This is a genomic window from Bradyrhizobium sp. KB893862 SZCCT0404 (assembly GCF_018130885.1).
Taxonomy (GTDB): Bacteria; Pseudomonadota; Alphaproteobacteria; order Rhizobiales; family Xanthobacteraceae; genus Bradyrhizobium; species Bradyrhizobium stylosanthis.
On sequence record NZ_JAFCLT010000002.1, the window covers coordinates 149689 to 173631 of the forward strand.

General features: G+C 60.2%; 20 protein-coding genes. 8 read left to right on the forward strand and 12 right to left on the reverse strand.

All coding sequences use genetic code 11. The features are described from left to right. Positions 1-64: 64 nt before the first annotated feature. Complete coding sequence (locus JQ617_RS09540) at positions 65-1216, reverse strand: AGE family epimerase/isomerase (protein ID WP_212026101.1); 1152 nt, start codon at positions 1214-1216, stop codon at positions 65-67. 86 nt (positions 1217-1302) lie between these two features. Here JQ617_RS09540 and JQ617_RS09545 point away from each other — a divergent pair, with 86 nt between their 5' ends. Then, entirely contained in the window at positions 1303-2526 is a 1224-nt protein-coding gene (locus tag JQ617_RS09545; protein ID WP_212026102.1) for a phenylacetate--CoA ligase family protein, read from the forward strand. Here the strand turns inward: JQ617_RS09545 and JQ617_RS09550 are convergent. Genes JQ617_RS09550 through JQ617_RS09560 form a run of 3 tightly spaced genes read right to left on the reverse strand, consistent with a single transcriptional unit; the run spans position 2523 to position 5159 of the window. After that, on the reverse strand, positions 2523-3620 hold the full coding sequence (locus tag JQ617_RS09550; protein WP_212026103.1) for a DegT/DnrJ/EryC1/StrS family aminotransferase: 1098 nt from the start codon (positions 3618-3620) through the stop codon (positions 2523-2525). The two genes, JQ617_RS09545 and JQ617_RS09550, sit on opposite strands and share 4 nt — an antisense overlap. Before the next feature lie 25 nt (positions 3621-3645). Next, on the reverse strand, positions 3646-4101 hold the full coding sequence (locus JQ617_RS09555; RefSeq protein WP_212026104.1) for an acyltransferase: 456 nt from the start codon (positions 4099-4101) through the stop codon (positions 3646-3648). After that, the gene (locus JQ617_RS09560) at positions 4098-5159 is read right to left on the reverse strand and encodes a Gfo/Idh/MocA family protein (RefSeq protein WP_212026105.1); all 1062 of its coding nucleotides are present in this window, start codon (positions 5157-5159) and stop codon (positions 4098-4100) included. The genes JQ617_RS09555 and JQ617_RS09560 overlap by 4 nt, the downstream gene beginning before the upstream one ends. 378 nt (positions 5160-5537) lie before the next feature. Between JQ617_RS09560 and JQ617_RS09565 the strand changes: the two genes are divergently transcribed. Both JQ617_RS09565 and JQ617_RS09570 read left to right on the forward strand, forming a co-directional pair. After that, positions 5538-6914: a GHMP family kinase ATP-binding protein gene (locus JQ617_RS09565; RefSeq protein WP_212026106.1), complete on the forward strand. Its 1377-nt coding sequence runs from the start codon at positions 5538-5540 to the stop codon at positions 6912-6914. 22 nt (positions 6915-6936) lie between these two features. After that, complete coding sequence (locus JQ617_RS09570; protein ID WP_249156912.1) at positions 6937-8856, forward strand: N-acetylneuraminate synthase family protein; 1920 nt, start codon at positions 6937-6939, stop codon at positions 8854-8856. A gap of 758 nt (positions 8857-9614) precedes the next feature. Here the strand turns inward: JQ617_RS09570 and JQ617_RS09575 are convergent. The 7 genes from JQ617_RS09575 to rfbF all read right to left on the reverse strand — a co-directional run bounded on the left by JQ617_RS09575 (position 9615) and on the right by rfbF (position 18551). Next, on the reverse strand, positions 9615-11822 hold the full coding sequence (locus JQ617_RS09575) for a hypothetical protein (protein ID WP_212026108.1): 2208 nt from the start codon (positions 11820-11822) through the stop codon (positions 9615-9617). 151 nt (positions 11823-11973) lie between these two features. After that, positions 11974-12198, reverse strand: a complete 225-nt coding sequence (locus tag JQ617_RS39930) for a hypothetical protein (protein WP_249156914.1) — start codon at positions 12196-12198, stop codon at positions 11974-11976. A gap of 316 nt (positions 12199-12514) precedes the next feature. Next, positions 12515-14593 carry a hypothetical protein gene (locus tag JQ617_RS09585; protein WP_212026109.1) on the reverse strand — a complete coding sequence of 693 codons (2079 nt, stop codon included), beginning with the start codon at positions 14591-14593 and terminating at the stop codon, positions 12515-12517. Next, positions 14590-15414 (reverse strand): glycosyltransferase family 2 protein, encoded by an 825-nt coding sequence (locus JQ617_RS09590; protein ID WP_212026110.1) that lies wholly within the window; start codon positions 15412-15414, stop codon positions 14590-14592. Before JQ617_RS09590 ends, JQ617_RS09585 begins: the two co-directional genes overlap by 4 nt. Before the next feature lie 2 nt (positions 15415-15416). Beyond that, complete coding sequence (locus tag JQ617_RS09595) at positions 15417-16715, reverse strand: class I SAM-dependent methyltransferase (RefSeq protein WP_212026111.1); 1299 nt, start codon at positions 16713-16715, stop codon at positions 15417-15419. Then, positions 16639-17745: a CDP-glucose 4,6-dehydratase gene (gene rfbG / locus JQ617_RS09600; protein WP_212026112.1), complete on the reverse strand. Its 1107-nt coding sequence runs from the start codon at positions 17743-17745 to the stop codon at positions 16639-16641. The genes JQ617_RS09595 and rfbG overlap by 77 nt, the downstream gene beginning before the upstream one ends. Then, on the reverse strand, positions 17742-18551 hold the full coding sequence (gene rfbF / locus JQ617_RS09605) for a glucose-1-phosphate cytidylyltransferase (RefSeq protein ID WP_212026113.1): 810 nt from the start codon (positions 18549-18551) through the stop codon (positions 17742-17744). Before rfbF ends, rfbG begins: the two co-directional genes overlap by 4 nt. Positions 18552-18685: 134 nt before the next feature. Here rfbF and JQ617_RS09610 point away from each other — a divergent pair, with 134 nt between their 5' ends. From JQ617_RS09610 to JQ617_RS09630, 5 genes are all read left to right on the forward strand, one after another. Beyond that, complete coding sequence (locus tag JQ617_RS09610) at positions 18686-19546, forward strand: NAD-dependent epimerase/dehydratase family protein (protein ID WP_212026114.1); 861 nt, start codon at positions 18686-18688, stop codon at positions 19544-19546. Next, positions 19546-20574, forward strand: a complete 1029-nt coding sequence (locus JQ617_RS09615; protein ID WP_212026115.1) for a glycosyltransferase family 2 protein — start codon at positions 19546-19548, stop codon at positions 20572-20574. Before JQ617_RS09610 ends, JQ617_RS09615 begins: the two co-directional genes overlap by 1 nt. 125 nt (positions 20575-20699) lie before the next feature. Beyond that, the gene (locus JQ617_RS09620) at positions 20700-21824 is read left to right on the forward strand and encodes a DegT/DnrJ/EryC1/StrS family aminotransferase (protein ID WP_212026116.1); all 1125 of its coding nucleotides are present in this window, start codon (positions 20700-20702) and stop codon (positions 21822-21824) included. A 4-nt stretch (positions 21825-21828) separates the two neighbouring features. Next, entirely contained in the window at positions 21829-22575 is a 747-nt protein-coding gene (locus JQ617_RS09625) for a formyltransferase family protein (protein ID WP_212026117.1), read from the forward strand. After that, a complete protein-coding gene (locus tag JQ617_RS09630) occupies positions 22572-23321 on the forward strand; it encodes a cephalosporin hydroxylase family protein (RefSeq protein ID WP_212026118.1) in 750 nt (249 codons plus the stop codon). The genes JQ617_RS09625 and JQ617_RS09630 overlap by 4 nt, the downstream gene beginning before the upstream one ends. 93 nt (positions 23322-23414) lie before the next feature. On the opposite strand, the gene rfbC is transcribed toward JQ617_RS09630, so the two are convergent. Next, positions 23415-23942, reverse strand: coding sequence for a dTDP-4-dehydrorhamnose 3,5-epimerase (gene rfbC / locus JQ617_RS09635; RefSeq protein ID WP_502754872.1), 528 nt, complete (start codon positions 23940-23942; stop codon positions 23415-23417). Between the last annotated feature and the right edge of the window lies 1 nt (position 23943).

Below are 23943 nucleotides of genomic sequence, written 5' to 3' on the forward strand. Positions count from 1 at the left end.
AAAGCGTTTTCGAGCGAAGCGGGAACCGGTTCGCGTGAAGAAAACGCGTCAAAACAAAAAAGCCTTACTCGAGCACCAGCTCCGCTTCCGTGACTGCGCAGAGAACATGATAGAACGACGACGCAGGAATAGTGTCGACCAGCGATTTACCGTCGCGATCGAACTGGTCGTACCAGCCGCCCTTGACGGGATGGCTGAGATAATTCCGTTCGAGGCGCACCAGCGCCGCACGCGCCTTGTCCGCCGCGCCCGCCTCGCCGGACTCGGCCTGCGCGATCCACGCCTTTGCGATCTCCGTCTGCGGCCACAGCCGGCGCGTGCTGCGGCGAATGTTACCGCTCGCATCGCCCTCGTCGATCAGGCAGCCGGTCGCCTCGTCGCAATAGCGCAGCGCGGTCGCCAGCAGTTCGCTGCGCCGCTGGCCGGTCGGACAACCCGTGATGCGTTCAAAGCCCTTCAGCAGCCAGACCCATTCCGCCTGATGGCCCGGCTCGACGCTGACCGGCTCGATCTTGGACCAGTCCTCCTCGAAATATTCGGACAGGACGTGCTTCTGCTTGTCGTAGAGATTGGCCAGGAACAGCGCGAAGAACTCGCCGGCGCGGTTCTGGAACGACAGATCGTGGGTCGCGTCGAAGCAGGCGATCATCGCCTCGAACAAATGCATATGCGGGTTCTGCCGGCGCGGCAGCGAGACCGGCAGGCCCTCGTGGACGCCGCCATGCGGCGAGCGCAAATGGCCGTCGAGGAAGCCGAGCAGCGCGTCGATCTCGGCGCGCACCTGCGCGTCCTTGTCGAGCCCGTAGACCGTCGCGAGCGCAAACAGGATAAAGGCGTGGTCGTAGGCATCGCGCCTTCCGTCCAGCACCGCGCCCTCCGGCGTCAGCCGGTGCACATAGCCGGGCTTGCCGTCCGGCGATTTCGCCTTCGCCAAGAGATGCTCCAGCCCCTTCAGCGCGATGGCGCGGCCTTCCGGGTACCAGCCCATCTGCGCCGCCTTGGCGTAGCACCAGATCTGGCGCGCCTGCACGAACACGCGCCGTGGCGCGGCGGCATCCGCCGTGCCGTCGCGGTGCAGCCGGTCGATGAAGCCGCCCGCGGCGTCGTCCCAGCCGACGGTCGACCACAGCGGCATCGCGTCGTCGATCATGCGGCGTTTCAGGCGCGCGACGACCTCGGCCGTCTCCTCCGCCGCCATGACCGGTTCCTCCGCCATCTCGCTCTCTCCACGTCCCGACAATGGCCGTCTGATACCCATGCCAGCGGCGGCGTGCAACGGATGCCAACCCGGAAAGATCAGCCATGACCGCCCATTACGACGCCCTCGAGACGCGCGAGCAAGCTGCGCGCGAGGCCGAGCTGTTTTCGCGCCTGCCGGGTGTGCTGCGCAGCGCGATTGCGGCGCCGGCCTACGCCGAGCGGCTCAAAGGTGTGGATCCGGGCGCCGTGACCACGCGCGCGGCGCTGGCGCAACTGCCGGTGCTGCGCAAGTCGGAACTGCCGGCCCTGCACAAGGCCTCCGCGCCGTTCGGCGGCTTCGTGACGGCGGCCCCGGGCTCGTTCGCGCGCCTTTTCACCTCCCCCGGGCCGATCTTCGAGCCGGAGGGACGCCAGGCCGATCCGTGGCGCGGCGCGCGGGCGCTGTTCGCGGCCGGGTTCCGCGAGGGCGACATCGTGCTCAACACCTTCAGCTACCATCTCACGCCCGGCGGTTTCATCTTCGACTCCTCGGCGCGCGCGCTCGGCTGCGCGGTGATCCCCGCAGGTCCTGGGAATGCCGAGCAGCAATTCGAGCTGATCGAGGCCTACCGGCCGGTCGGCTACAGCGGCACGCCGGACTTTTTGAAGATCCTGCTCGATGCGGCGGCAAGCTCGGCCCGCGACGTCTCCTCGATCAAGCGCGCGCTGGTCTCGGGCGCGGCCTTCCCGCCCTCGCTCCAGGCCGAGATCAAGGCGCGCGGCATCGACGCCTACCAGGCCTTCGGCACCGCCGATCTCGGCCTGATCGCGTTCGAGACCGAGGCCCGTGACGGCATGGTCGTCAACGAGGACCTGATCATGGAGATCGTCAGGCCCGGCACCGGCGATCCCGTGGCGCCGGGCGATGTCGGCGAGATCGTCGTCACCTCGCTCGATCCCCATCATCCCTGGATCCGGCTTGCGCTCGGCGATCTCACCGCCGCCCTGCCCGGCACCAGCCCCTGCGGCCGCACCAACATGCGGATCAAGGGCTGGATGGGCCGCGCCGACCAGACCACCAAGGTCAAGGGCATGTTCGTCCGTCCCGAGCAGGTCGCCGAAATCGGCAAGCGTCATCCCGCGCTCGGGCGCCTCCGTCTCGTCGTCACGCGCCAGGGCGAAGCCGACGCGATGACGCTGAGGGCGGAAACCGCCGCCGCCAGCGAGACGCTGCGCGAGGAGATCGCGGGCACATTGCGGGCGGTGACGAAGCTCGGCGGCGCGGTCGAACTGCTTGGCCCCGGCGCACTGCCGAACGACGGCAAGGTGATTGCGGACGAGCGCTAGAACTTCCGGACGAGGTCGATCACCTCGTCCAGCTGCGGACGCGTGATTTCGGCAAACATCGGCAGCGACAAGATCTGCGTCTGGTCGCGGTACGCGTTCGGAAACTGCTCGGTGCGGTAGCCGAGCCGCTGATAGGCGGCCAGAAACGGCAGCGCAACGGGATAGTTGATCGCGGTCTGCACACCATTGGCCTTGAGATGGGCGGCCAACGCGTCACGGCGCGGATGGCGGATCGTATAGAGATGGTAGACGTGGCTGCGCCGGGGCGCGACCGCGGGCACGATGACATCCTCGATCTGGCCGAGCCCTGCGTCGTAGACCTTCGCGGCAGCCTGCCGTGCCTCGGTCCAGGCCGCCAGATGCGGCAGCTTCGCCGACAGGATGGCCGCCTGCAGGCCATCGAGCCGGCTGTTGACGCCCTCGATCTGGTGCTGATGCTTCACGAGCCCGCCATGGCGCGCCAGCATCGTCATGTGCTCGGCGAGTGCGCCGTCATTGGTGACCACCGCACCGGCATCGCCCATCGCACCGAGATTCTTGCCCGGATAGAACGAATAGGTCGCGGCCGCGCCGAACGTACCCACCATCTGCCCGTTGTAGCGCGCCAGATGCGCCTGGGCGCAATCCTCGATCACCCACAATCCATGCTTCGCCGCGATCGCCATGATCGCGTCCATGTCGGCCGGCTGGCCGTAGAGATGAACGGGAATGATGCCAACCGTGCGCGGGGTTATCGCGGCTTCGATTGCCGCCGGGTCGATCGTGAAGGTCGCGGCCTCGGTGTCGCAAAACACGACCGAAGCCCCGGCATGGGTAATCATCGCCGCCGTTGAAATCCACGAATGCGCCGTCGTGATCACCTCGTCGCCCGGCTTCACCTTCAGCGCCTTCATGGCGAGATAGAGCGCGTCGGTCCCGTTGGCACAGGACACGCAATGCTTCACCTCGGCGGCTTCGGCGAACTCCCGTTCGAAGGCATCGACATAGCTGCCGCGAATAAAGGCGCTGTCGGCGATCACGCCCGCAATGGCGGCATCGATCTCGCGCTTGACGGTCTGATGCTGCAGATGCAGGTCGGCAAAAGGCACGGCCATCGATCGAATTCCCTCAACTACCCGTCTACAGCCGGCGCGCCGGATTGCCGGCATAGGTGCCTGATGTCGTGATGTCCTTGGTCACCACGGAGCCCGCGCCGATCACGACGTCGTCGGCGATCTTCACCGGCAGGATGGTGGCGTTCGAACCGATCGACACACGATTGCCGATCACCGTCTCGCGCCACAGTTCCTTGCGGCCCCGCGCCGGGCCGCCCGTCGAAAACGTATCGTTGATGAACATCACGCCGTGGCCGATGAAGCAGTCGTCACCGATCGTCACCAGTTCGCAGACGAACGCATGCGACTGCACGCGGGTGCGCGCGCCGATCACCACGCCCTTCTGGATCTCGGTGAACGGACCGACAAAGCAATCGTCGCCGATCGTGCAGCCATAGAGATTGCAGGGCTCGACGACCTTGACGCTGGCACCGAACACGACATCGCGAATGGCGGCCTGATGGATCTCCGGCTTGTTCACGTGGTGACACCCAGGCGGCTCAGCCGCGGTGTAAAGCGCAGCGGCACCTCCGCGCCGGTCTCGATCGATTCATAGAGAGCGGAGATCAGCTCCAGGCTCTTGCGGCCCTCGAGCCCGTCGACAAGCGCGGCGCGCTGGTTCTCCAGGCAGTCGACCACATGGTGATAATAGGCCTGGTGGCCGAAGCCGTAGACGTTGGGCGGATTGACCGAGAATTTCTCGACCACGTCCTTGTCGGACGGCAGTTCGTCGACGAAGCGCCAGTGCCGGATCTGATTGACCGCGAAGCCGGAGATCTCCACCGTGCCCTTTTCGCCGAGCACCGAGAGCGATCCCTCGAGATCGGTCGGCCGCGCCGCCGTGGTGGCCTCGACGATTCCGAGAGCGCCGTTGCGAAACTTCAGCGTCGCAACCGCGGTGTCCTCGGTCTCGATCTTCGCCAGCGCCGTCATCCCGCGCGCATGCACGCTGACGACATCGCCGAAGAACCATTCCAGCATGTCGATGTGATGGCTCGCCTGGTTGGTCAGCACGCCGCCGTCATAGGCCCAGGTGCCGCGCCAGGAATCCTGGTCGTAATAGGCCTGGTCGCGGCACCAGCGCACGCGCACGGTGCCCAGGATCAGCTTGCCGAAACGGCCAGCGTCGAGCGCCTCGCGCGCCTTGACGACAGGAACATTGAAGCGGTTCTGCTTGACGATGAACATCTTTACGCCCGCCTCGTCGCAGGCACGGATCATCTCGTCGGCATCCTGCAGCCGGAGCGCCATCGGCTTCTCGACGACGACATGCTTGCCGGCCTTGGCGCAGGCAATGACGTGCGCCGGATGCAGGCCGCTCGGCGTCAGCACCGCGACCGCATCGATGTCCTTGCGGGCCAGGAAGTCGTCCATGTCGTAATGCGCCGGCACGCCGAATTTTCCGGCAATGGCATCGGCGCGCGCGCGGATGGGATCGCAGACCGCAACGAGGCTCGCACCTTCGATGTGGTTGCCGCCCAACAGATCGGAGTGGCGTTTGGCAATCCGCCCGCAGCCGAGCAGCCCAAATCTAATCATGCAGAGCCTTCATCATACCGGTAAACGCCGGTGGTCGCAGACGGGACCGGCCGAGGCAAGGCCGACCGTCCGAAGTGGCAGGCTCGTCAAATACAGGCAAAGCCGACGGCAAGGCAAGGCGAGCGGCCAACCGGGTCGATCGGCCCCCGCAGCTCCCGTGGCGCAGCCATCTGGGGCAGCATTGCGCGAGCGGTCCGCCATGTCCGAGCCGCCCTTGGATCAAGCCGGTTCCAGCGCCGACGAGCCGGTTTGCGGCGCCGGCGCGCTCGATGCGGGAAACTTGCATGATCCGCCCCCCTGCCGTATCTAACGACTCGAAAAGGCGGCTCGCGCGGGGTTAAGGGCCTGAAATTCCTTCCCCTTTTTGGATCCACAGCATTGGCAGAAACGAGCCATCTCACCATCGCCGAAACGGAGACGATTGAGGAAGCCTTCCGGCGCCTCAACGCCAACATGCTCGGCATCCTGTTCGCACAGGATGGGAATGGACGAATCGTCGGCGCGGTGACCGATGGCGACATCCGTCGGCGGATGCTGACGGGCCTCACCATCCACGACCAGGTGGCAGCCTGCATCAACCGCAACTTCGTCAGGGCGCAGGCGGGGGGACCGCGGGAGCAGATCCTCAAGCTGCTCGACCAGCGCGTGCATGTGGTGCCCATCCTCGATACCGACGGCCGGCTGGTCGACGTGTTCAGCCGCGAGCTGTTCAACCTGTCGGAGGAGAGCGAGGTCTTCGCGCGCGCCCGCTCGCCGGTCCGCATCTCCTTCTCCGGCGGCGGCACCGATCTGACGCACTATTTCGTGGCCAATGACGGCGGCGCGGTGATCAGCGCCACTATCAAGATGTACGCGCATGCGACGCTGCGGCGCCGGAGCGATCCCCGCATCCGGATCTATTCGCACGATTTTCGCCGCACGGTCGAAGCCGACAATCTCGTCGAACTCGGCACCGGCGGCGATCTCGCCTTGATCAAGTCGGTGGTGCGCCTGATTAAGCCGGCCTACGGCTTCGAGCTCGAGGTCTCCGCGGACTTCCCCGTCGGCTCCGGCCTCGGCGGCTCGGCGGTGGTTTCCTCCGCCATCATCGGCTGCTTCAACGAATTCCGCAGCGACCAGTGGGATCGCCACGAGATCGCGGAAATGGCGTTCCAGGCGGAACGGTTGATGCTGAACATTCCCGGCGGATGGCAGGATCAGTACGCCACCGTGTTCGGCGGCTTCAACCACATGGAGTTCTTCTCCGACCAGAACACCATCGTACCGCTACGTCTCGACCCCAACATCATCGCCGAGCTCGAGGAGAGCCTGGTGCTCTGCTACACCGGCGCGGGCCGCGACTCCGGGGCGATCCATCGCGACCAGAAGGCGCAGCACGAGACGATCGACGCCGTGAGCGCCGCCGCCAAGCAGAAGGAGGTGACGCGCGAGATCCGCAAGCATCTCCTGCGCGGCCGGCTGCAGGATTGCGGACGCCTCATCGACGAAGCCTGGCACGCCAAGCGCAAGCTCAGCTCCAAGATCTCCTCAAGCGAGCTCGACGCCCTCTACGATTTCGCTAAATCGCACGGCGCCGTCGGCGGCAAGCTGCTGGGCGCCGGCGGCGGCGGCTACTTCATGTTCTTCGTCCGTCCGTTCGAGCGCTACCAGCTCATCGCGGCGCTGGAACAGCAGGGGCATAGCTGCTCCCGCATCATGTTCGAAGAGAACGGATTGCGGACGTGGAAATCACGCCTTCCGGCGCGATCCGCCTGACGCATGTGAGACGAGAATGTTGATGACACCGCCCAAACAGCCAGCTCCGGTCCGTATCGGCAACCGCCTCCTGGGCGAGGGCGAGCCTTGCTACGTCATCGCCGAGATCGGCAACAACCATAACGGCGATTTCGACCGCGCCATTGCGCTCGTCGACGCCGCGGTTGCGGCCGGCGCGGATTGTGCCAAGTTCCAGATGCGCAAGCTGGACGAGGTCTATCGCGCCTCCTCGCTCTCCGGAAAGGACGACGACCTTGCCGTCGAGTACACGCTCGACCTGCTCCGCCGCTTCGAGCTGACCACGGAGCAGCAGAAGAAGATCGCCGACTATTGCGCCTCGAAGGGCATTCAGTATCTCTGCACGCCCTGGGACGCGAAGAGCGTCGCAGTGCTCGAGGGTTTCGGGGTGCAGGCCTACAAGGTCGCTTCCGCCGACCTCACCAACCTTCCCCTGCTCGCGAAGCTGGCCGCGACCGGCAAGACGCTGATCGTCTCGACCGGCATGAGCACGACGGACGAGATCAAGACCGCGGCAAAATTCCTCGACGACCGCAAGGCCGGCTACGTGCTACTGCATTGCCAGAGCACCTACCCAGCGGCGCTGCACAACATCCACCTGCGCTTCATGGAGACGCTGCGCGAAATCCATTCGCACGTCGGCTATTCCGGCCATGAGCGCGGCACCGCGGTGTCGACCGCGGCGGTCGCGCTCGGTGCCGTCGTGATCGAGCGCCACATCACGCTCGACCGCGAGATGGAAGGCCCGGACCATGCCGCGAGCCTGGAGCCGGGAGAGTTCAAGACCCTCGTCGCCGGCATCCGCGAGGTGGAAGCAGCGCGCGGCGAGAAGCTCGCCGAGCGCGCGCTCAGCCAGGGCGAACTGATCAACCGCGAAAACCTCGCCAAAAGCCTGGTCGCCGCGCGCGATTTGGAGGCCGGCACCGTCATCTCCGACGACGACATCGCCGTGAAGAGCCCGGGCCAGGGCCTGTCGCCGCTGAAGATGCCGGCGCTCATCGGCAGGACGATCAAGCGCAGGATGGCGGCCGACGACTATTTCTTCCAGAGCGACCTCGACGAGGGCGCGGCGAAGGCGCGACGCTATCGCTTCGACCGGCCGTGGGGCGTGCCGGTGCGCTATCACGACACCGAGCGCTTCCTCGAGATCTGCGAGCCAGACATCATCGAATTCCATCTCAGCTACAGCGACATGGAGCGCGATCCGGCGGCCTATCTGTCCGGCACCTACGATCTCGGCTTCGTCGTGCACGCGCCGGAACTGTTCGCCGGCTCCAAGCTGATGGATCTCGCAACGCCCGACGAGGCGCTGCGCCGCTATTCGCTCGAGCAGACGCAGGCGGTGATCGACATCACCCGCGGCCTGAAGAAGTTCTTTCCCAAGACCAAGCGCCCGCCGATCGTCGCCAATATCGGCGGCTTCACCATGGACGAGCCCCTGCCCCCGGAGGAAAAGGCCGAGCGCTACCGCATTTTCGCGCAGAGCCTGAAGGAGCTCGACATGGACGGCGTCGAGCTGACGCCGCAGACCATGGCGCCCTTCCCCTGGCATTTTGGCGGCCAGCGCCATCAGAACATCTTCATCTTCCCGGACGAGTCGGCCGCATTCTGCGCCGAGCATGATTTGCGCATGTGCGTCGACATCTCCCACACCAAGCTCGCCGCCAACCATTTCGGCTTCGACTTCGCGCAGGGTCTTGCCCAGCTCGGGCCGCACACCGCGCATTTGCATTTCGGCGACGCCAAGGGCCTCGACGGCGAAGGCCTTCAGGTCGGCGAAGGCGAGATCGACTTCGACGAGATCGGGAAGGTGCTGCGCAAGCATGCGCCCACCGCATCCTTCATTCCCGAAATCTGGCAGGGCCACAAGAACATGGGCGAAGGCTTCTGGACCGCGCTCGAACGTCTCGAGGGACACATCTGATGGCGCGCAAGGCGCTGGCCGTGATCGCCGCGCGGCGTCGACGTCGTGGCGGTCTCGTCGGACAGCGACAGGATTCTGGAAGCGGCGGAAGCCGCCGGCGCGGTCGGCGTGCGGTCGTAAGGAAATTTTTAAGATCTATTGTGCGGAGGCATCGCTCTGGCTAGAATGATGGCCAGCCCCAAGTCAGTTGCGTTTATGAGTCATGATTACGTACAAGCAGTACCACATTCAGCGAGTTGAGCACGACCATAAGCGCTGGACTGCCCGTATCACGCGGGCAGATGGTCGGAACATCCGGACCATTCTGCCGGCTTCCGAGCATCCCTACCTTGATACGAAGCCGGCTGCGTCTGCAGAGGAAGCGGAGGAGCTCGCCAAGGAAGGCATCGACTTCGGTGGGATGGTTTAGGTTTAGCGCAGCGTCGCTCTCGAAAGCTTACATTCTTGCGCTTTGAGGGCGAGAACGCGCCGCAGCAACTTAGAAACATCGCTCCAGCCTGAGTGCACTACCCTTCGTGATTTTCCGCAGAGGCGGGGAGCGCGACGCAAGCCATCGCGCGTCGACATCGCCAATTGCGTTCAGCCTGTCATCTGCAACTTACAAGGCGACGCCCAGCCCGCTCATGGTCGCGCCAAACTCGCGCCCATAAAACTCCTGACGTCTAGGCGCTTACCGACACAGGCAAAACAGGCGAAAAAAGCCTGTACCAAAGAGTACAGAATTGAAATTGGTCCTGCACTACCCTTTTGCTTGCTCGTCACCGCAACAAATCTTCCAACTGTTGCCCCGCCAGGAATTTCGCCGCCACTTCTCGCCGAACTCCTATGATCTGCCTGATAGGCGTTGGAAAAACAAAGCGAAAACGGGGGTCGGGCGTCAGGGCAAGAGTGAGCTGTGACGCCCCCACCTCCAAATCCGCCGTTATCGCCAACGCATCATCCCCCAGTGGACGTGACTCAACAACTGCGGAGCCGATCTGGATGTGCTCAACGCGTCTGACTATCGACCTGCCAGCAAAAACGACGAGATATTTTCCGGCCTGCGGCGCGACGACCGGAATCGACAGAAAGCGGTCGGCGTAGGACGCCGCGCCAAAGAAGAGCCGATCCGGATCCGGCTTGGCCAAGCTTTGCCAAAGCATACCACCGTCGGCGTCATAGATCGGCGTCATGCCGAGAGCCAAGGCGCGCTCAGCGAGGTAGCTATCTTGCGGACCACGAAAGGATGCGAGCAAATTGATTTTGTAAAGGGAAAGTACGTCGAACCCGGAATTAGCAAGGATCAGGTTCGGCGCGAATTCCTTTGGCGTTTCGTCGCACAACCGCAGCGACGTGTGCGTGTCGATATGTTGATAGGCAGGGAAAAGGCTGCAGAACACGGCGACTCGGTCCGCATAGAGATCCCTCCACATGATGTATCGCGGGTCGGGAATAAAGCTTGGATATCGTGAAACAGCGAGGAGCAAGCCGTTCCTATAAGCTTGCTGCGGATACTCGTATTCCGGTGGCACCAGCACTCGGCTCCCTTTCGGTAATTCCGCTGTTTGAGTCCGAAGACGGTCCAGCAGCGTCGAAGCTCCCTCTGGTAACGGAATTGCACGACCAAGATATGTGAAGGCGCCTACTGATCTGTCAACAAAGTCCGGCAGTGTAGCCGTTGTCGCCCAGAGATTGCGGAATACGCCCAGCATCAAAAGGGGCAATAGCGCAACGATCGCGATCGTCCGGCTAGCTGAGAGCGGAATGATGATGATGAAACCCGAGACGACCGCCAATGGGAGAATGGCGTTAGTCAGAAAACGGTATTCATGGCTCTGGAACCCGAAGATCTTGCCGTAACCCATCCCGATCGAGACGATCAACATTACTGCAATCCAGATCAAGGCGTCGGAGCGCTTGAGCCGTGACGCGTTCAGGAAAACCAGCAGGGCACAAAGGATGTAGCCTAGATGGAACAGAACGAACTCAGTCTTTGGCAGAGGCGAATCGTAGGATTGGAATGCACTGCCCTGCAACCCGAGTTGCCATACCTGAAGCAAATAGGGAGACGCAACGGCTAAGGCTGCAAAGCCATAAACGGTGGCAAAGCCCAGACTTCTCAGGTCCGTCAGCGAGATGATGAAGCAAAAGAACCAATAAACCGCGAAATTACGCATGGATACGCCGGTTCTCTGGCTCACAAGCGCGACACCAACTGTAAGCACTAGCATTGCCGCAATCCTCAACAGGGCATCGATCGCTCGCCCCTCTCGGATACGGGCTACGATCGTATCGGAGACGACATAGACACTTGCCGTCGTCGCGACCTGCAGAAAGGTCAGCGTGTGGGCCAGGCAGCATACGCCAAGCAACGCTCCTGCGAACGAGGTAAGTAGCACTCCGCCTTGCCGTCTCGCACAATACAGCGCTGCGAGCGAAGGAAGAAACCAGCCCCAACCGAAGCCCTGCGAAGAGGCAATGCCGATCGCCTGCGCTGGCGGTATCAACGTTTGGGTGGGCGCATGCAGCCCCGAGATAGGTTCAAACAAAGGATAGAGATAGTGAACGAACGGGGTTTCAGCCGCGGCAAGGGCAAGAACGGCCGAAAGCAACGCTACTTCGCGATTGCCCGCGACGGCGCGGACGGACAAGTAGGTACCAAGAAACATGAATGCGATCAGAAACGGAACGTAGATCAGGGCCTGAGCTGAATACGTTGGAAGGCCAGTTGCCCACGCAACTGAATTAATCAGCCAGTCGGATAGGAAGTTATAGTAGGTCGGGAACTCGCCCGAGTAGGCGTCCGTCACGAGGGCGAGGCCATGAAAACGGCCATACAGAGAGAGTGAAACCGACTCGGTCTGGCCCACGGTGTCGACTTGGCCGTGCCACAGATCCACGAACTGGCGGCTAGCAAAAACGCTGATCAGGACGATCAGGCAAACTAGGAGCAGGACGGCATGATGATTGAGTCGATTGGTTTGCATGCCTACTATTTGCCCGTCTGCCATTATCCAGTAAACAGGCGATTTTTGTCTTGCACTTTCACGGCCTCGGTGCGCAACCCGGCGGGAAAAACTGGAATCCGTGCCGGCAAGCGGGTCAGCGCGCTCCTACATCACTTCAGATGCAGGCATGCTACTCGTCATTGGTCATTTGATACCCGAGATACTGGGTCAGCATCCCGCAATCGAGACCCAAGCCGTTGTGCTGGCTGAACCGCGTCAGCGCGAACTCATTGCCGCGCGCATACGTGACCAGTCCGGAACTAGAATCGCCGGAGAAAATCGAAGCAGGCGACTGTCGGTTCTGAAAAACGGGAGCCACAGAACGAGCTCGCCGCGTGACAGAGCTGATGGCCATAAAGCTCGATCCTCGGGCTTAGTGCCGACCTGATCGAGACAGAAGCCGCTCGCGCCGCGCGGCAAATCGCTCCGCGCGTGCTGGGCCAGCGTGAATCGCCCCCCCTCAGCGCCCGCGATCAACCCTTCGTCGCGGAGCAGGACGGTCGTGACGGCCGTGCTTGATGCCGGAGCTGATCCCAATCACATACATTCGTGAATAGCTCCGGCTGGCCTTTTAGAAGAACTGGTGCAATGTAAATTGCAGATCGCTGTGACGGCGCGATACGATCGAGGCCCGGAGGACCTGGCCGTTTTCGATGCCGAAACAACTGGCGTCACTTAAGAGGACAATCGATCTTGCGCACGATGGTCGGAGTCTCCAGGACGAATACCGTCGTCAAGCTCGATCTAGCAGCCCTCAGGCAGAGCTGTATGTCCGTCGTTGGAGCAGAGCTAGCATCAGGCGCATAGACGGGAGGAGAATACAGGCCGCATTTGAGCGCAGATGGCGTGAGACCCTTTAGCAGCGGCACGCCGATTATCGCCGAAACAAAAAAGGGATCTCCGCGGCAATCCTCATAAGTGCTCCAAAATACCGAATTGTCGGGAGGAACGAACACGGCGGAGTGGCGATCCTGCGCCAGTCCTAGGGACAATAATGTTTGCTTTGCCTCGGCTCCGGAAGTTCGCTTGACGTCGTCTGCCAACGCCGCGCGAACTGCATTGCCAGGGGCGAGGAGCTCGAGAAGCCTTTGACTTGTCCTTGTGTCTCGAACAACACCTTCTTGGTTCAGCGTGCGCACCCGCGTCTGAAGGTCATCGAACTGGAGTGCAACTTTCTTGAGGCTGCTCCTCTTTTCGTCCGTGGCCAGCGCCACGAGAGCGATAGCCAGAATGACAACGCCAGGCGTCAACCAGCGAAGACCTCCTTCTCCGAGAACGGCCAGGCCGTAGGCGCTTATAAACACGATGCAACCCCACGTCCCGACATTCATGAAATAGTATGCTGTATCGTAGATGTCGAGCAGCAAGGCCGGCAGAAGACAACCGGCTACGATGATAACAAACGTCTCGGCGACTTTCCGATCGCGCGCGGAGCCAGATAGCCATACCTTCGCTGCAGCACATAGCAGCACGAGATGTGCCGCGATGTTCGGCCATGCGGCCCGAGGATAATCCACGACGAAACGAAAGGGGCTCAACCCGCGAGAATATGAGCCTGCATCCGGCGAAAAGATCGCGGCCAGCGGCGCGACGAACAGGAGAATTGGCAGCGCCAGCTTGATCAGGTTCGGCAGCGTCAATCCCTGCTGTCGCCAGAGCAGGAAGCCGGCAGCGCCCCAAAATATCACACCCACGGAAACTTTTGAGAGCTGGATCAAAATTCCGGTAATGACTAGCGCCGCGATCTGCAAGCTAGGACGCAACCGAAACTCGTCTGCAGCAATTTCTGCCAACAACGGCAACGCGAGCAAAAGCAGGATGATCGATAGAATGTAAGACTCCGAGACGAGATAAGAAGTATATCCCCAAAGGTCAGCAACGAATAAAAGCAAAAGTGGAAACAGTGTGACGACTGCGTCATCGCCCGATCCCGCTTTCAGCGGCCGCAGCAAGTGGACCGATGACGCCAGACTGAAAAACAACATTGGAATAGCAACGATCTGAGCGCCAATGTAGTAAGCGTCGAGCGTGGGGACCCGAAGCCAGATTCCGAGACAGCCCAGCCATATGTGTGAGAGCACGTGGTATTTGATCGGAGTTAGCCCATCGAGTCCGAAGCTTAGAGCGCCATACTTGAGCAGCATGTTGGCGATGGCAGCATGGAAGAGCGTGTCAAGATGTTGAGTACCGACCACGGCCTGCTCTGGCGTGAGAACAGTCGCATAGCCTTTTGAATTCACCACGAAGAAATAACCGACGCCGGCGGCGCATCCGCATGTCAGCGCCAACATAAATCGACTGCCCGGCATATCGCGGGCAGCCACGACCTGACGTACCCCGATTGCTATCAATCCAAACAACAAGGGATAGGCGACAATGTCCGTCGCGGCCGCCCCGATCAGCCAGGCAAAACACGGGAGGAACATCACCGCGAGCATGGACAGGAGCACCGGAGCATAACCACTGCGCCGCTGTTCAACGCATCTTACGGTCAGGACGGTTGCGCAGGATATGATCGCGGCAGCCAACAGGAACGCCTTGATAAAGGCGAACCAATGAGGGCTGCCCAGCGGCATGCGCACGACGGCGCATATGACTGCCGAAACCGCCGACATGGTCCATCCGAAAATAGCGGCAAAGTAGATGGGACTCGAGGTCGGCGCGCCGGGCAATTCGTCTGCGCCAAGCTTCGAGACTGGCGTCTCGAACAATCGTCGAGTTAGCAGCACGCTCGCGAACCCATTCTTCATCTTCGCCGCGACCGCCAGCCGGCGTAGCGCATAAACGCTGCCTTGCTCAGCACGGTCTTGTGGGTTTGCAGCCGTTGCAGCATTCGCTCAGTCCGTGACAACTTGATACCGAAGTCGTCGGCCAATGCATTGAACTGCAGCAAGCTCAAATGATAAAGCTTGCCGGTGGCATTGCCCCCTGAATATCGATTGTGGATGAGCTGCCGCGGCAGATGAAACAGTGAACCATGCTCAGCGCATTTGGCCGAGTGATACACATCGGCGAGGTAGCTGAACTCGTCGGGATAGGCGATGGAGGCTCCCGCCGACCGGCGGTGCAGCAGCGGAATACCGAATAGATTTCTACCCGAAATAATCGAGGCCTTGAGCGTGGCAGCTGTGTCGAAGCGACCTACGCGGTCGAAGCGGCGTGCTGCCAACGACCTGCCCCGTCCGTCTATGTAAAGCATATCACAATACACCGACACGACGTCAGGCGCATCAATCATCACCTTCAACGCGCTGCTCAGTGCATCGGGCGCGCCGAGGCGATCATCACTGCAAAGGAACATATAGTAGTCAGCCGTAACTAACTCGCTAAGGCGATTGATATTGTTCATCATCCCCTGGTTCTCGCGATTGCGATGAACCACGAGGCGAGGCTCGGTCAAGGCTGCGTTTTTTAGCCATTCCGAAGTTCCGTCATTGCTTGCGTTATCGCTGACAATCACCTCAACGTCGACATCCTGCTGCATAAGCACAGATGCAACGGCGTCAGGCAGGAACCGAATATCGTTGTAGACTGGAATATAGACCTGGATTGTCTCGTTTGATCCAGCCATCGCTAAACGATCTCAAGCTCAGGTACGGCAAACACGATTTTCGTGCCGTTCTCACGACGCGCCGCAAACAGCCGCAATAGTTCTTCTCGAAGATTCCATGGCAGCACCAGCACGAAGTCCGGGCGTTCACTGTCGAGAATAGTCGGCGCAAAAACCGGCACATGGACGCCCGGGATCAGCAGTTCCTGCTTGGCGGGATTGCTATCGACAGTGAAGGGCAGCAGATGTCTGGTAATGCGCGCGTGATTCAGCAGCGTGGTCGCCTTTGCGGGGGCACCGAATCCGGCAACCTTGCGCCCTGAGCGACGCGCCTCGATAAGGAAGCGGCGTAGATCGTCGCCGATGCGATCGATTCGATCTCGAAAGGCCGCTGCTTCCAAAATTGCCGTAGAGAAATCGGTGTCCTCACGCGACAGCGTATCGGACAGCTGTTGAGACCGCAAAAATGACGCCGTCTCGCGGCAGATGTACAAACGGATCGAGCCTCCGTGCGTCGGCAGAAAATCGACATCATAGACGCGAAGACCGTGCCGGTTGAAAAGCTCAACCGCGGCGCGAATGGTATAATAGCTGTAATGCTCGTGGTAAAATGAATCGAACTGCGAATTCTTGATCAGCGAAAGAAAGTAGTGCACCTCAACCGTCAGCACACTCTCGCCGTGCATGAGTCGGGCAAAGCCTGCGGCGAAGTCGTTCAGGTCAGGGACATGCGCAAATACGTTGTTTGCTACAATCAGTTTGGGTTTCAACCCACCGGCGGCGAGTCGCTCGGCGGTCTGCAATCCGAAGAACGCGGTCTCGGTCGGGATACCCTTCTGGCGCGCCGCGTTCGCGACGTTCGCCGAAGGCTCGACGCCCAACACCTGCATCCCCCGCTTCTTGAAGAAATTCAGCAGATAACCGTCATTGGATGCAACTTCGGCGACGACATCTCCTTCCTGGAGCGAAAAGCGTTGAATGGCCTGATCGACGAAAGCCTCGCAATGCGCCAGCCATGAATTCGAGAAGGACGAGAAATAGGCGTAATCACTGTGAAAGTGCGTATCGGCCGGAAGGTCTTCAGCGAGCTGAACCAAGTGGCACGCCTCGCAAGCCATGACTCGCAGCGGATAGAATTTTTCACCCGAAGCGACGTCCTCCGGACGCAGTAGCGCATTCGAGATCGGCATAGCGCCGAAATCGATGATTTCCTGGCGCAGCTCCGCGCCGCAGGAGCGGCAGTGGCTAGATCGGATTACGGACGGGGGCAAGTCGATGCTCAATCTGTTGTTGGCAAAGCTCGAATGGGTCATTGCCGGCATGGAAGGCTTTATACCACGATATGCTTTCGGCGACCGCCTCGCGAGAGGACATGCGAGGCCGCCATCCCAAAACGCCGACCGCTTTGCGGGAATCGAGCTGCAAGAGCTTGCTTTCTTTCATTGGACTATCGGCGACGACGACGTTCCAGCTGAAGCGCTCGGGCCAGATCTCGGCGATCCAGTTGCAGACCTCTGAGACCGCCGCGCTGGGTTGATCGGGCAGCGGGCCGAAATTGTACGCGGCTTCGTTGGGATCAGCGAACAACTGCTTTTGTCGGATGCAACGTTCGATCAACATCAGATAGCCGACCAGAGCATCGAGCACAAACTGCCAGGGCCGGGTCGATGACGGGCTTCGAACGCTCAATGGAGTTTGGCTAAATGCGGCGCGGACGGCATCCGGGATCAGGCGGTCCTGGGCCCAGTCGCCACCACCGACGATATTGCCAGCCCGCGCCACCAGTGAAATCACACCATTAGACTGCTGATAAGAGGCGCGATAGGCGGCGATCACCGCCTCGGTGGCAGCCTTACTCGCGCTATAGGGATCGTGGCCGCCCAGGCGATCACTTTCAACGAATTGTCGCCCCAGCTCCTGGTTGTAATAAACCTTGTCAGTGGTGGTGGTCAGAATCGCTTGCAACGACCTCTGCTCACGCAATGCTTCGAACAAATTGACGGTACCCATCACATTCGTATCGAAGGTAGCGACTGGGAATTGATAGGCAAAGCGGACGAGCGACTGGGCGGCGAGATGGATGACGATTTCTGGCCGCTCCGCATCCACGATGGCCTGGATCTGCTTCAAATCCCGCAAATCTGCCGCGTAATGGGCTTCGATGCGTTTAGCTAGCCCGGCCTGCTCAAAGAGGCTCGGCTTGTCGGCCTCAAGCGAGACCCCGGCAATGCGCGCTCCTAAGCTGCCGAGCAACATGCTCATCCACGCGCCCTTGAAGCCCGTGTGCCCCGTCAGCAGAATCTTTTTCCCGTCCCAGAAATGGCGATCCAGAACCGCATTGGCTTCGGTCATGACTTCCACATGCGCCAGGCGGCCCGATCTTCCGCCCACAGCTGTTCGAGTAACTGCATCTCGCGGAACGTGTCCATGCACTGCCAAAAACCGCTGTGCCGATACACGCTGACCTGGTTTTTCCGGGACAGTATTTCGAGCACGGACGTTTCGAGAGGATCGTTGCCATCACTCGAGAGCATTTCGAACGCTGCCCGCTCGAAAACCATGAAGCCGCCGTTGATCCAGCCTGACCCCACTTGCGGCTTCTCGACGAAGCTCCGCACCGTGTCCCCCTCAAGATCGAGTTCGCCGAACCTTGAAGACGGTCGAACCGCTGTGACTGTCACTAGCCTGCCCGAGGCGAAATGATGCTCAAGCAGGCGATCAACGTCAATGTCGGCCACGCCGTCGCCATAGGTCAAAAAGAAGCGCTCGCCGTCGAGAAGGGTAAGCGCGCGCTTCACGCGCGTTCCCGTCAAGGTCTCGATACCGGTATCGATCAAGGACACCCGCCAATTCTCCACCCGCTCCTGTGGCCCGAGGTGTTCGACGTGATTGTCGGCCAGGTGGACGCGGTAGCTGCCGGTGTTCGATCGATAATTCAGGAAGTAGTTCTTAATGATCTCCGCCTTATAGCCCAAACAAAGATGAAAATCATTGCAGCCAAAATGATTGTAAATCCGCATGATGTGCCAGAGGATCGGGCGCCCCCCGATGGCCACCATCGGCTTCGGTTTGAACTCGGTCTCCTCACGCAGGCGCGTACCCTGTCCGCCACAGAGGATTATAACCCCAAGGTCACCGCTTTTCCCTGAACGTTTCATCGATCCTCCTATGCGGGCGTACCTTGACGCCAAAGGCAGTCCTCTATAACCATTTCCCTGGTCGCTCAAGCTAAACGCGTATTGTTGGGCACGGTCCCGGGGGACTCGCAAGGCCGGATTGATCTAAGGGTGACATGAACGGCGCCAATCGCAACGCTGTACTGATTGGACACTCGGGCTTTCTCGGTACTGCGCTAAGAGCCGTAATCGAGGCGCAGCCAGGGGCTCGCGTCGATCTTGCAAGCGGCGACTTAGTCAGGCAGGTCCTGGAAGGAAATGGGCACCAAGTCGTTTCATCTTTGTTCGCACCTGGCGTCGCACAGGACTGGATCTGTGCGGTAGGCATTGTCAATCCAGGCGCCGATCCCGCCGTTATCGAGGCCATCAACGTCGAATTTCCACGGCGCCTTTACGCCCTTCTCGGCAACCTGGCACGGCCAGGCCGGGTACGCTTAGTGACAATTGGATCGGTGCTCGAAAGTCACAGTGCGCTGGCATCTTCCAATGCCTATTTGGCGTCCAAGTCCCGTATGTTTGAGGCCCTATCCCGTGCAGGCGACCCATTGCGCTGGCACCACATCCGGCTACACACGCTCTACGGGGGGAGTAAGAGGCCACACCGATTCATGTTCGCCGGTCAGATGTTCGAAGCGCTCGTTCGGAAGGAACGGTTCAGGATGAGCGGCGGCGCGCAGCTGCGCGAATACCATCATGTCCATGACATCGCAGCGAGCATCTGGTCGTTTCTCTCTGGAGACGGTCAGGATCAAATGATCGAGTTGAGTTCCGGGGAGCCGATCCGTCTGCGTGACCTCGCCTCCGCCGTGTTCAAATACTTCAATGAAACTGATCTGCTGGAAGTCGGTTCCAAGATCCATTCTCAGGGCGAAGTGTTCGAAAGTATCTATCAGCGCAGTCCTTATCTTGCCGCGAACCGTGATCCGATCGAGGGAGTCGTTTGTTGGTTCAAGGAGCTGAACGTGGGGAGGTCGTGATGACCGGCACGGTCTCCATTATCGTTCCAGCCCTGAACGAAGAGGGGAATATCGAACCCTTATTCCAGCGGCTAACCGCGCTGGCGAAGCGAATCCGCGAAGAGTTCGATATGTCAACCGAGGTCGTGGCCAACGACAATTGTTCTGTCGACAAGACACTCGAGGAGCTCAAACAGCAGGCGCTTCAGATCGACCCCCGCGTACTCACCATTCGCATCTTCCGCTTTTCGCGCAATATTGGATTCCAGAAGTCTATTCTCGTCGGATATCACAAGGCGCGAGGCCATGCGGTCGCGCAAATCGATGCCGATATGCAGGATCCGCCCGAGCTTCTGCTCGAGTTCTTGCGGAAATGGAAAGAAGGATATCACATCGTCTACGGTGTGCGGCGGCGCCCCGAGGAGGATCTGCCTACAAGAACCGCGCGGATGGCTTTTTATCGTCTCATCAATCATCTGAGCGATGATGTCCTTCCCCACGATGCCGGTGATTTCCGTCTGCTGGACCGGCAAGTCGTGGACGTGGTCTGCGCGCTGCACGATAATGATCCTTATCTGCGCGGCACGATCGCCAGTCTTGGCCTGAAGCAGATCGGAATAACATATGAGCGCTCGTCGAGAGCACACGGACGATCGAAATTCGGTCTTTCACAGCTCTTCAAATTGGCGATCGACGGCATCACCAATCACACCACCATTCCGTTGCGGCTTTCAAGCTATCTGGGGCTTATTCTGGTAGCTGCGGCAAGCGTGTTGGTGTGCGTCTATTTGTTCGCCTGGATCACGAGCGATAGGCCAATGCCGCTCGGATTCATGACTCTAGCACTACTTCAGCTCGGAACAATGGCTACCGTGTCGTTTCTATTTGCGATTCAGGGATTCTACGTGCAGCGGATCTACAATCAGGTCAAGGACAAGCCGCTGGCAATTATCGAGCACTCCATTCAACAAGGGACCGATGGCGGTGCTGCGGCCATAAGCGGCCAACCGATCGAGGTTCTCTGGACCGGAAATCATGACAGACCTTAGCTGGGAGATGACGCGATGACCAATTGGCCCGCCCGTCCCCGTGATGCGCAAGCGTCTGATCGACGCGATCCTGTCTCCGTTCTTCAGAGCTGGCCCTGATGGGTCACATTTAGGAGCAAGCCAGCATGGATACAGCCAAACCATCGCGAATTCTCTACACCAAACCCTCCATTACCGAGCTGGAAGTTCGATATGCTACGGACGCGGCCGCAAATGGTTGGGGCGAGCGCTGTTATGAATACATCAATCGCTTCGAAGCCGCGTTCAAGGCCCACCTTGGCACATCGTATGCGATTGCTACGTCTAGCTGCACGGGAGCGCTGCACATGGGAATGGCGGCGCTTGGGATTGGTCCCGGCGACGAAGTCATCATGGCCGATACCAACTGGATCGCTTCAGCCGCGCCGATCATTCATCTCGGCGCCACGCCGGTATTTACTGATATCCGAGAGGATAGCTGGTGCATTGATCCCGCTATGGTAGAGGCTGCGATTACGCCGAGGACAAAAGCTATCCTGGCCGTCCATCTTTACGGCAACCTGTGCGACATGGACCGCCTCCTCGCAATTGGTGAGAAACATGGTATTCCGGTGATCGAGGACGCTGCGGAAGCGATCGGTTCTCTATATTTCGGCAAACGCGCAGGCAGCATGGGGACGTTCGGGGCCTTCTCCTTTCACGGCACAAAGACGGTTACAACTGGCGAGGGTGGCATGTTCGTGACCAACGACGGCGCGCTTTACGAGCGGGTGCTGACGCTCTCAAATCACGGCAGATCACGTACGCAATCCAAACAGTTTTGGCCTGATATCGTCGGATTCAAATACAAGATGTCAAACGTCCAGGCTGCCATGGGCTGCGCCCAGATGGAGCGCATTGCCGAGTTGACCAGTCGCAAGCAGCAGATTTTTCATTACTACCGGGACCGCCTGCAGCGCCTGCCCGGTGTGCGAATGAATCCGGAGCCGACCAACGTCATCAACGGCGCCTGGATGCCCACCGTCGTGTTCGAGCCATCGAGCGGAGTCACACGAGAGAGGCTGGTTGCAGCGTTCGCAGCGGACAACATCGACGCTCGCGTCTTTTTCTATCCTCTGTCCGGGCTGTCGATGTTCAAAGAAGTGCCAGACAACAAGCATGCGCACGACATCCCTAGCCGTGCGATCAACTTGCCAAGCTATCATGACATGACGCCAGAGGACCAGGATCGCGTGATTGCGTTGGTGTGCCGAATGGTCCGGGAGGAGTGAGGCGTTGATTAAGCTCTTGCTGTTTGCGGATGGCCATGTCGGCTCTGAACTCGCCCTCTGGCTGATCGGCCATTATAGGAGCGATATTGCGCTGGTGGTCACCACAACCGACAACGGGCTCGCTGCAAGTGCCCGCAATGCGCAGCTGCGCACGCTGGTGTTTGAGTCCTCCGATCAGGTCTCGCGCTTTGCAGCAAGCGAAGGGCTCTCTTTCGATCTCGGTCTGCTGGCCTGGTGGCCAAAACTCATCAGGCCCCCCCTGCTCTCGCTGCCCCGGCGCGGTTTTATCAATACTCACCCGAGTCTGCTGCCTTACGGCAGGGGCAAGCACTACAATTTTTGGTCGATCGTTGATCGCGTGCCCTTCGGCGTTAGCCTGCACATGGTGAACGAAGGGGTAGATTGCGGCGATATCGTCGCGCAGCTCGAAATTCCCTACGGCTGGGAAGATACCGGGGGATCGCTGTACCGCAAGGCAACGGACGCGATGTTGATGCTCGTTCAGGAAACGTATCCCCGGCTTCGCAGGCTGGACTTCGAGACGCGGCAGCAGAACCTGGCGACCGGTACGTTCCATCGCGGATCCGAGCTGGAGCCTGCGAGCTCGCTCGTCTTGGACCAGACCTGCGAAGTGCGCGATCTACTGAACCGAATTCGCGCCCGCACGTTTCCAGGCTATCCCGCGTGCACTTTCACGGACGGCGATGACGTGTATGAAGTCCGCATCGATATCAAAAGGAAGTCGCCATGAGCGAGCATGAGAAATTCAAGCGCGAATGCGCCGATGAAATCACCCGCATGGGCGATGATCCCGGGCTTGCCGCCGCCACGAGGTCGTGGATGGATCGCGCCAATCGTGCAAAATATTCGTACCATTTCGAATGGATGGGACGTCCCATCATCCAATATCCGCAGGACGCCCTCGCCCTCCAGGAGATCATCTGGTCGGTCAAGCCGGATCTCATTGTCGAAACCGGCATCGCCCACGGCGGCTCGCTGGTTCTATCGGCGTCGATATTGGAATTGAACGCGATTTCGGGCGGACCGCAAGAAGCGCAAGTGTTGGGCATCGATATCGACATCCGGGCGCACAATCGCGCTGCGATTGAAGCCCATCCGTTGGCACGACGCATTTCCATGATCGAGGGTTCGAGCGTCGAACCGGAGGTGGTTTCTGCGGTCAAAGCGAGGGCTGCTGGCAAGCGCAGCGTGCTCGTTATCCTCGACAGCAACCACACGCACGACCACGTGCTTGCCGAGTTGGAGGCCTACGCGGACCTGGTGACGGTTGGAAGCTACTGCATCGTGTTTGATACTGTCATTGAGGATATGCCGGAAGACGCCTTCGCCGATCGTCCCTGGGGCAGAGGCAACAATGCAAAGACCGCGGCGTGGGATTTCCTCAGTCGTCATCCGGAGTTTGAAATCGACAAAAGTATCCAGCAAAAGCTGCTAATCACCGTGGCTCCAGACGGGTATCTCAAGCGGATCCGCTGACCTCCAACGGGCTCGCGACGGCGGACGCTTCATCATCAGCATTCAGTCCTCGGTCGCCGAAGTGCGTGGCGCAGAAGAGTCGAGCATTTTCTCTTAGCCTGCATCGCGCCACGCCTTCAATGTCGGCAGCGAGCGATCCTTTGTTGAAATGACGATCGGTTCGAGTGGCCAACTAATTTCGAGATCAGGATCATTCCAAACGATGCCTGCAGCCGATGCAGGCATGAACGGATCGGCCATTTGATAGAGTAGCTCCGTTTCGTCCATCAGCGTCATGAACCCGTGTGCAAAGCCGGCGGGGACGTAGAGGCTAATACCGTTCTCCCCGCTCAAATGCACTGCGTACCAGCGACCATAGCTAACTGAACCATCTCGAACATCGACGATGACGTCATAAACTTCGCCGCGAACGCAACGGATCAGCTTGGCTTCACCGTGGGGTTCTCGCTGCAAGTGCAGCCCGCGGAGGGTACCGCGGCGGAGATTGAACGAGGTCGAACACTGCAGGCTGCAATCTTTCAAGCCTTGTGCCAGAAATGTTTCCCGGCAGTAGGTGCGCGCGAAATAACCCCGCTCATCAACGTGACGATCCGGACGGATCAGCAGCGCCCCATCAAGCATC

Coding starts and splice junctions, on each gene's coding strand:
- JQ617_RS09540 (WP_212026101.1), bottom strand. CDS start 1,216: ATGGCGGAGGAACCGGTCATGGCGGCGGAGGAGACGGCCGAGGTCGTC.
- JQ617_RS09545 (WP_212026102.1), top strand. CDS start 1,303: ATGACCGCCCATTACGACGCCCTCGAGACGCGCGAGCAAGCTGCGCGC.
- JQ617_RS09550 (WP_212026103.1), bottom strand. CDS start 3,620: ATGGCCGTGCCTTTTGCCGACCTGCATCTGCAGCATCAGACCGTCAAG.
- JQ617_RS09560 (WP_212026105.1), bottom strand. CDS start 5,159: ATGATTAGATTTGGGCTGCTCGGCTGCGGGCGGATTGCCAAACGCCAC.
- JQ617_RS09570 (WP_249156912.1), top strand. CDS start 6,937: ATGACACCGCCCAAACAGCCAGCTCCGGTCCGTATCGGCAACCGCCTC.
- JQ617_RS09575 (WP_212026108.1), bottom strand. CDS start 11,822: ATGCAAACCAATCGACTCAATCATCATGCCGTCCTGCTCCTAGTTTGC.
- JQ617_RS39930 (WP_249156914.1), bottom strand. CDS start 12,198: ATGGCCATCAGCTCTGTCACGCGGCGAGCTCGTTCTGTGGCTCCCGTT.
- JQ617_RS09585 (WP_212026109.1), bottom strand. CDS start 14,593: ATGAAGAATGGGTTCGCGAGCGTGCTGCTAACTCGACGATTGTTCGAG.
- JQ617_RS09590 (WP_212026110.1), bottom strand. CDS start 15,414: ATGGCTGGATCAAACGAGACAATCCAGGTCTATATTCCAGTCTACAAC.
- JQ617_RS09595 (WP_212026111.1), bottom strand. CDS start 16,715: ATGCCGGCAATGACCCATTCGAGCTTTGCCAACAACAGATTGAGCATC.
- rfbG (WP_212026112.1), bottom strand. CDS start 17,745: ATGACCGAAGCCAATGCGGTTCTGGATCGCCATTTCTGGGACGGGAAA.
- rfbF (WP_212026113.1), bottom strand. CDS start 18,551: ATGAAACGTTCAGGGAAAAGCGGTGACCTTGGGGTTATAATCCTCTGT.
- JQ617_RS09610 (WP_212026114.1), top strand. CDS start 18,686: ATGAACGGCGCCAATCGCAACGCTGTACTGATTGGACACTCGGGCTTT.
- JQ617_RS09615 (WP_212026115.1), top strand. CDS start 19,546: ATGACCGGCACGGTCTCCATTATCGTTCCAGCCCTGAACGAAGAGGGG.
- JQ617_RS09620 (WP_212026116.1), top strand. CDS start 20,700: ATGGATACAGCCAAACCATCGCGAATTCTCTACACCAAACCCTCCATT.
- JQ617_RS09630 (WP_212026118.1), top strand. CDS start 22,572: ATGAGCGAGCATGAGAAATTCAAGCGCGAATGCGCCGATGAAATCACC.
- rfbC (WP_502754872.1), bottom strand. CDS start 23,942: ATGCTTGATGGGGCGCTGCTGATCCGTCCGGATCGTCACGTTGATGAG.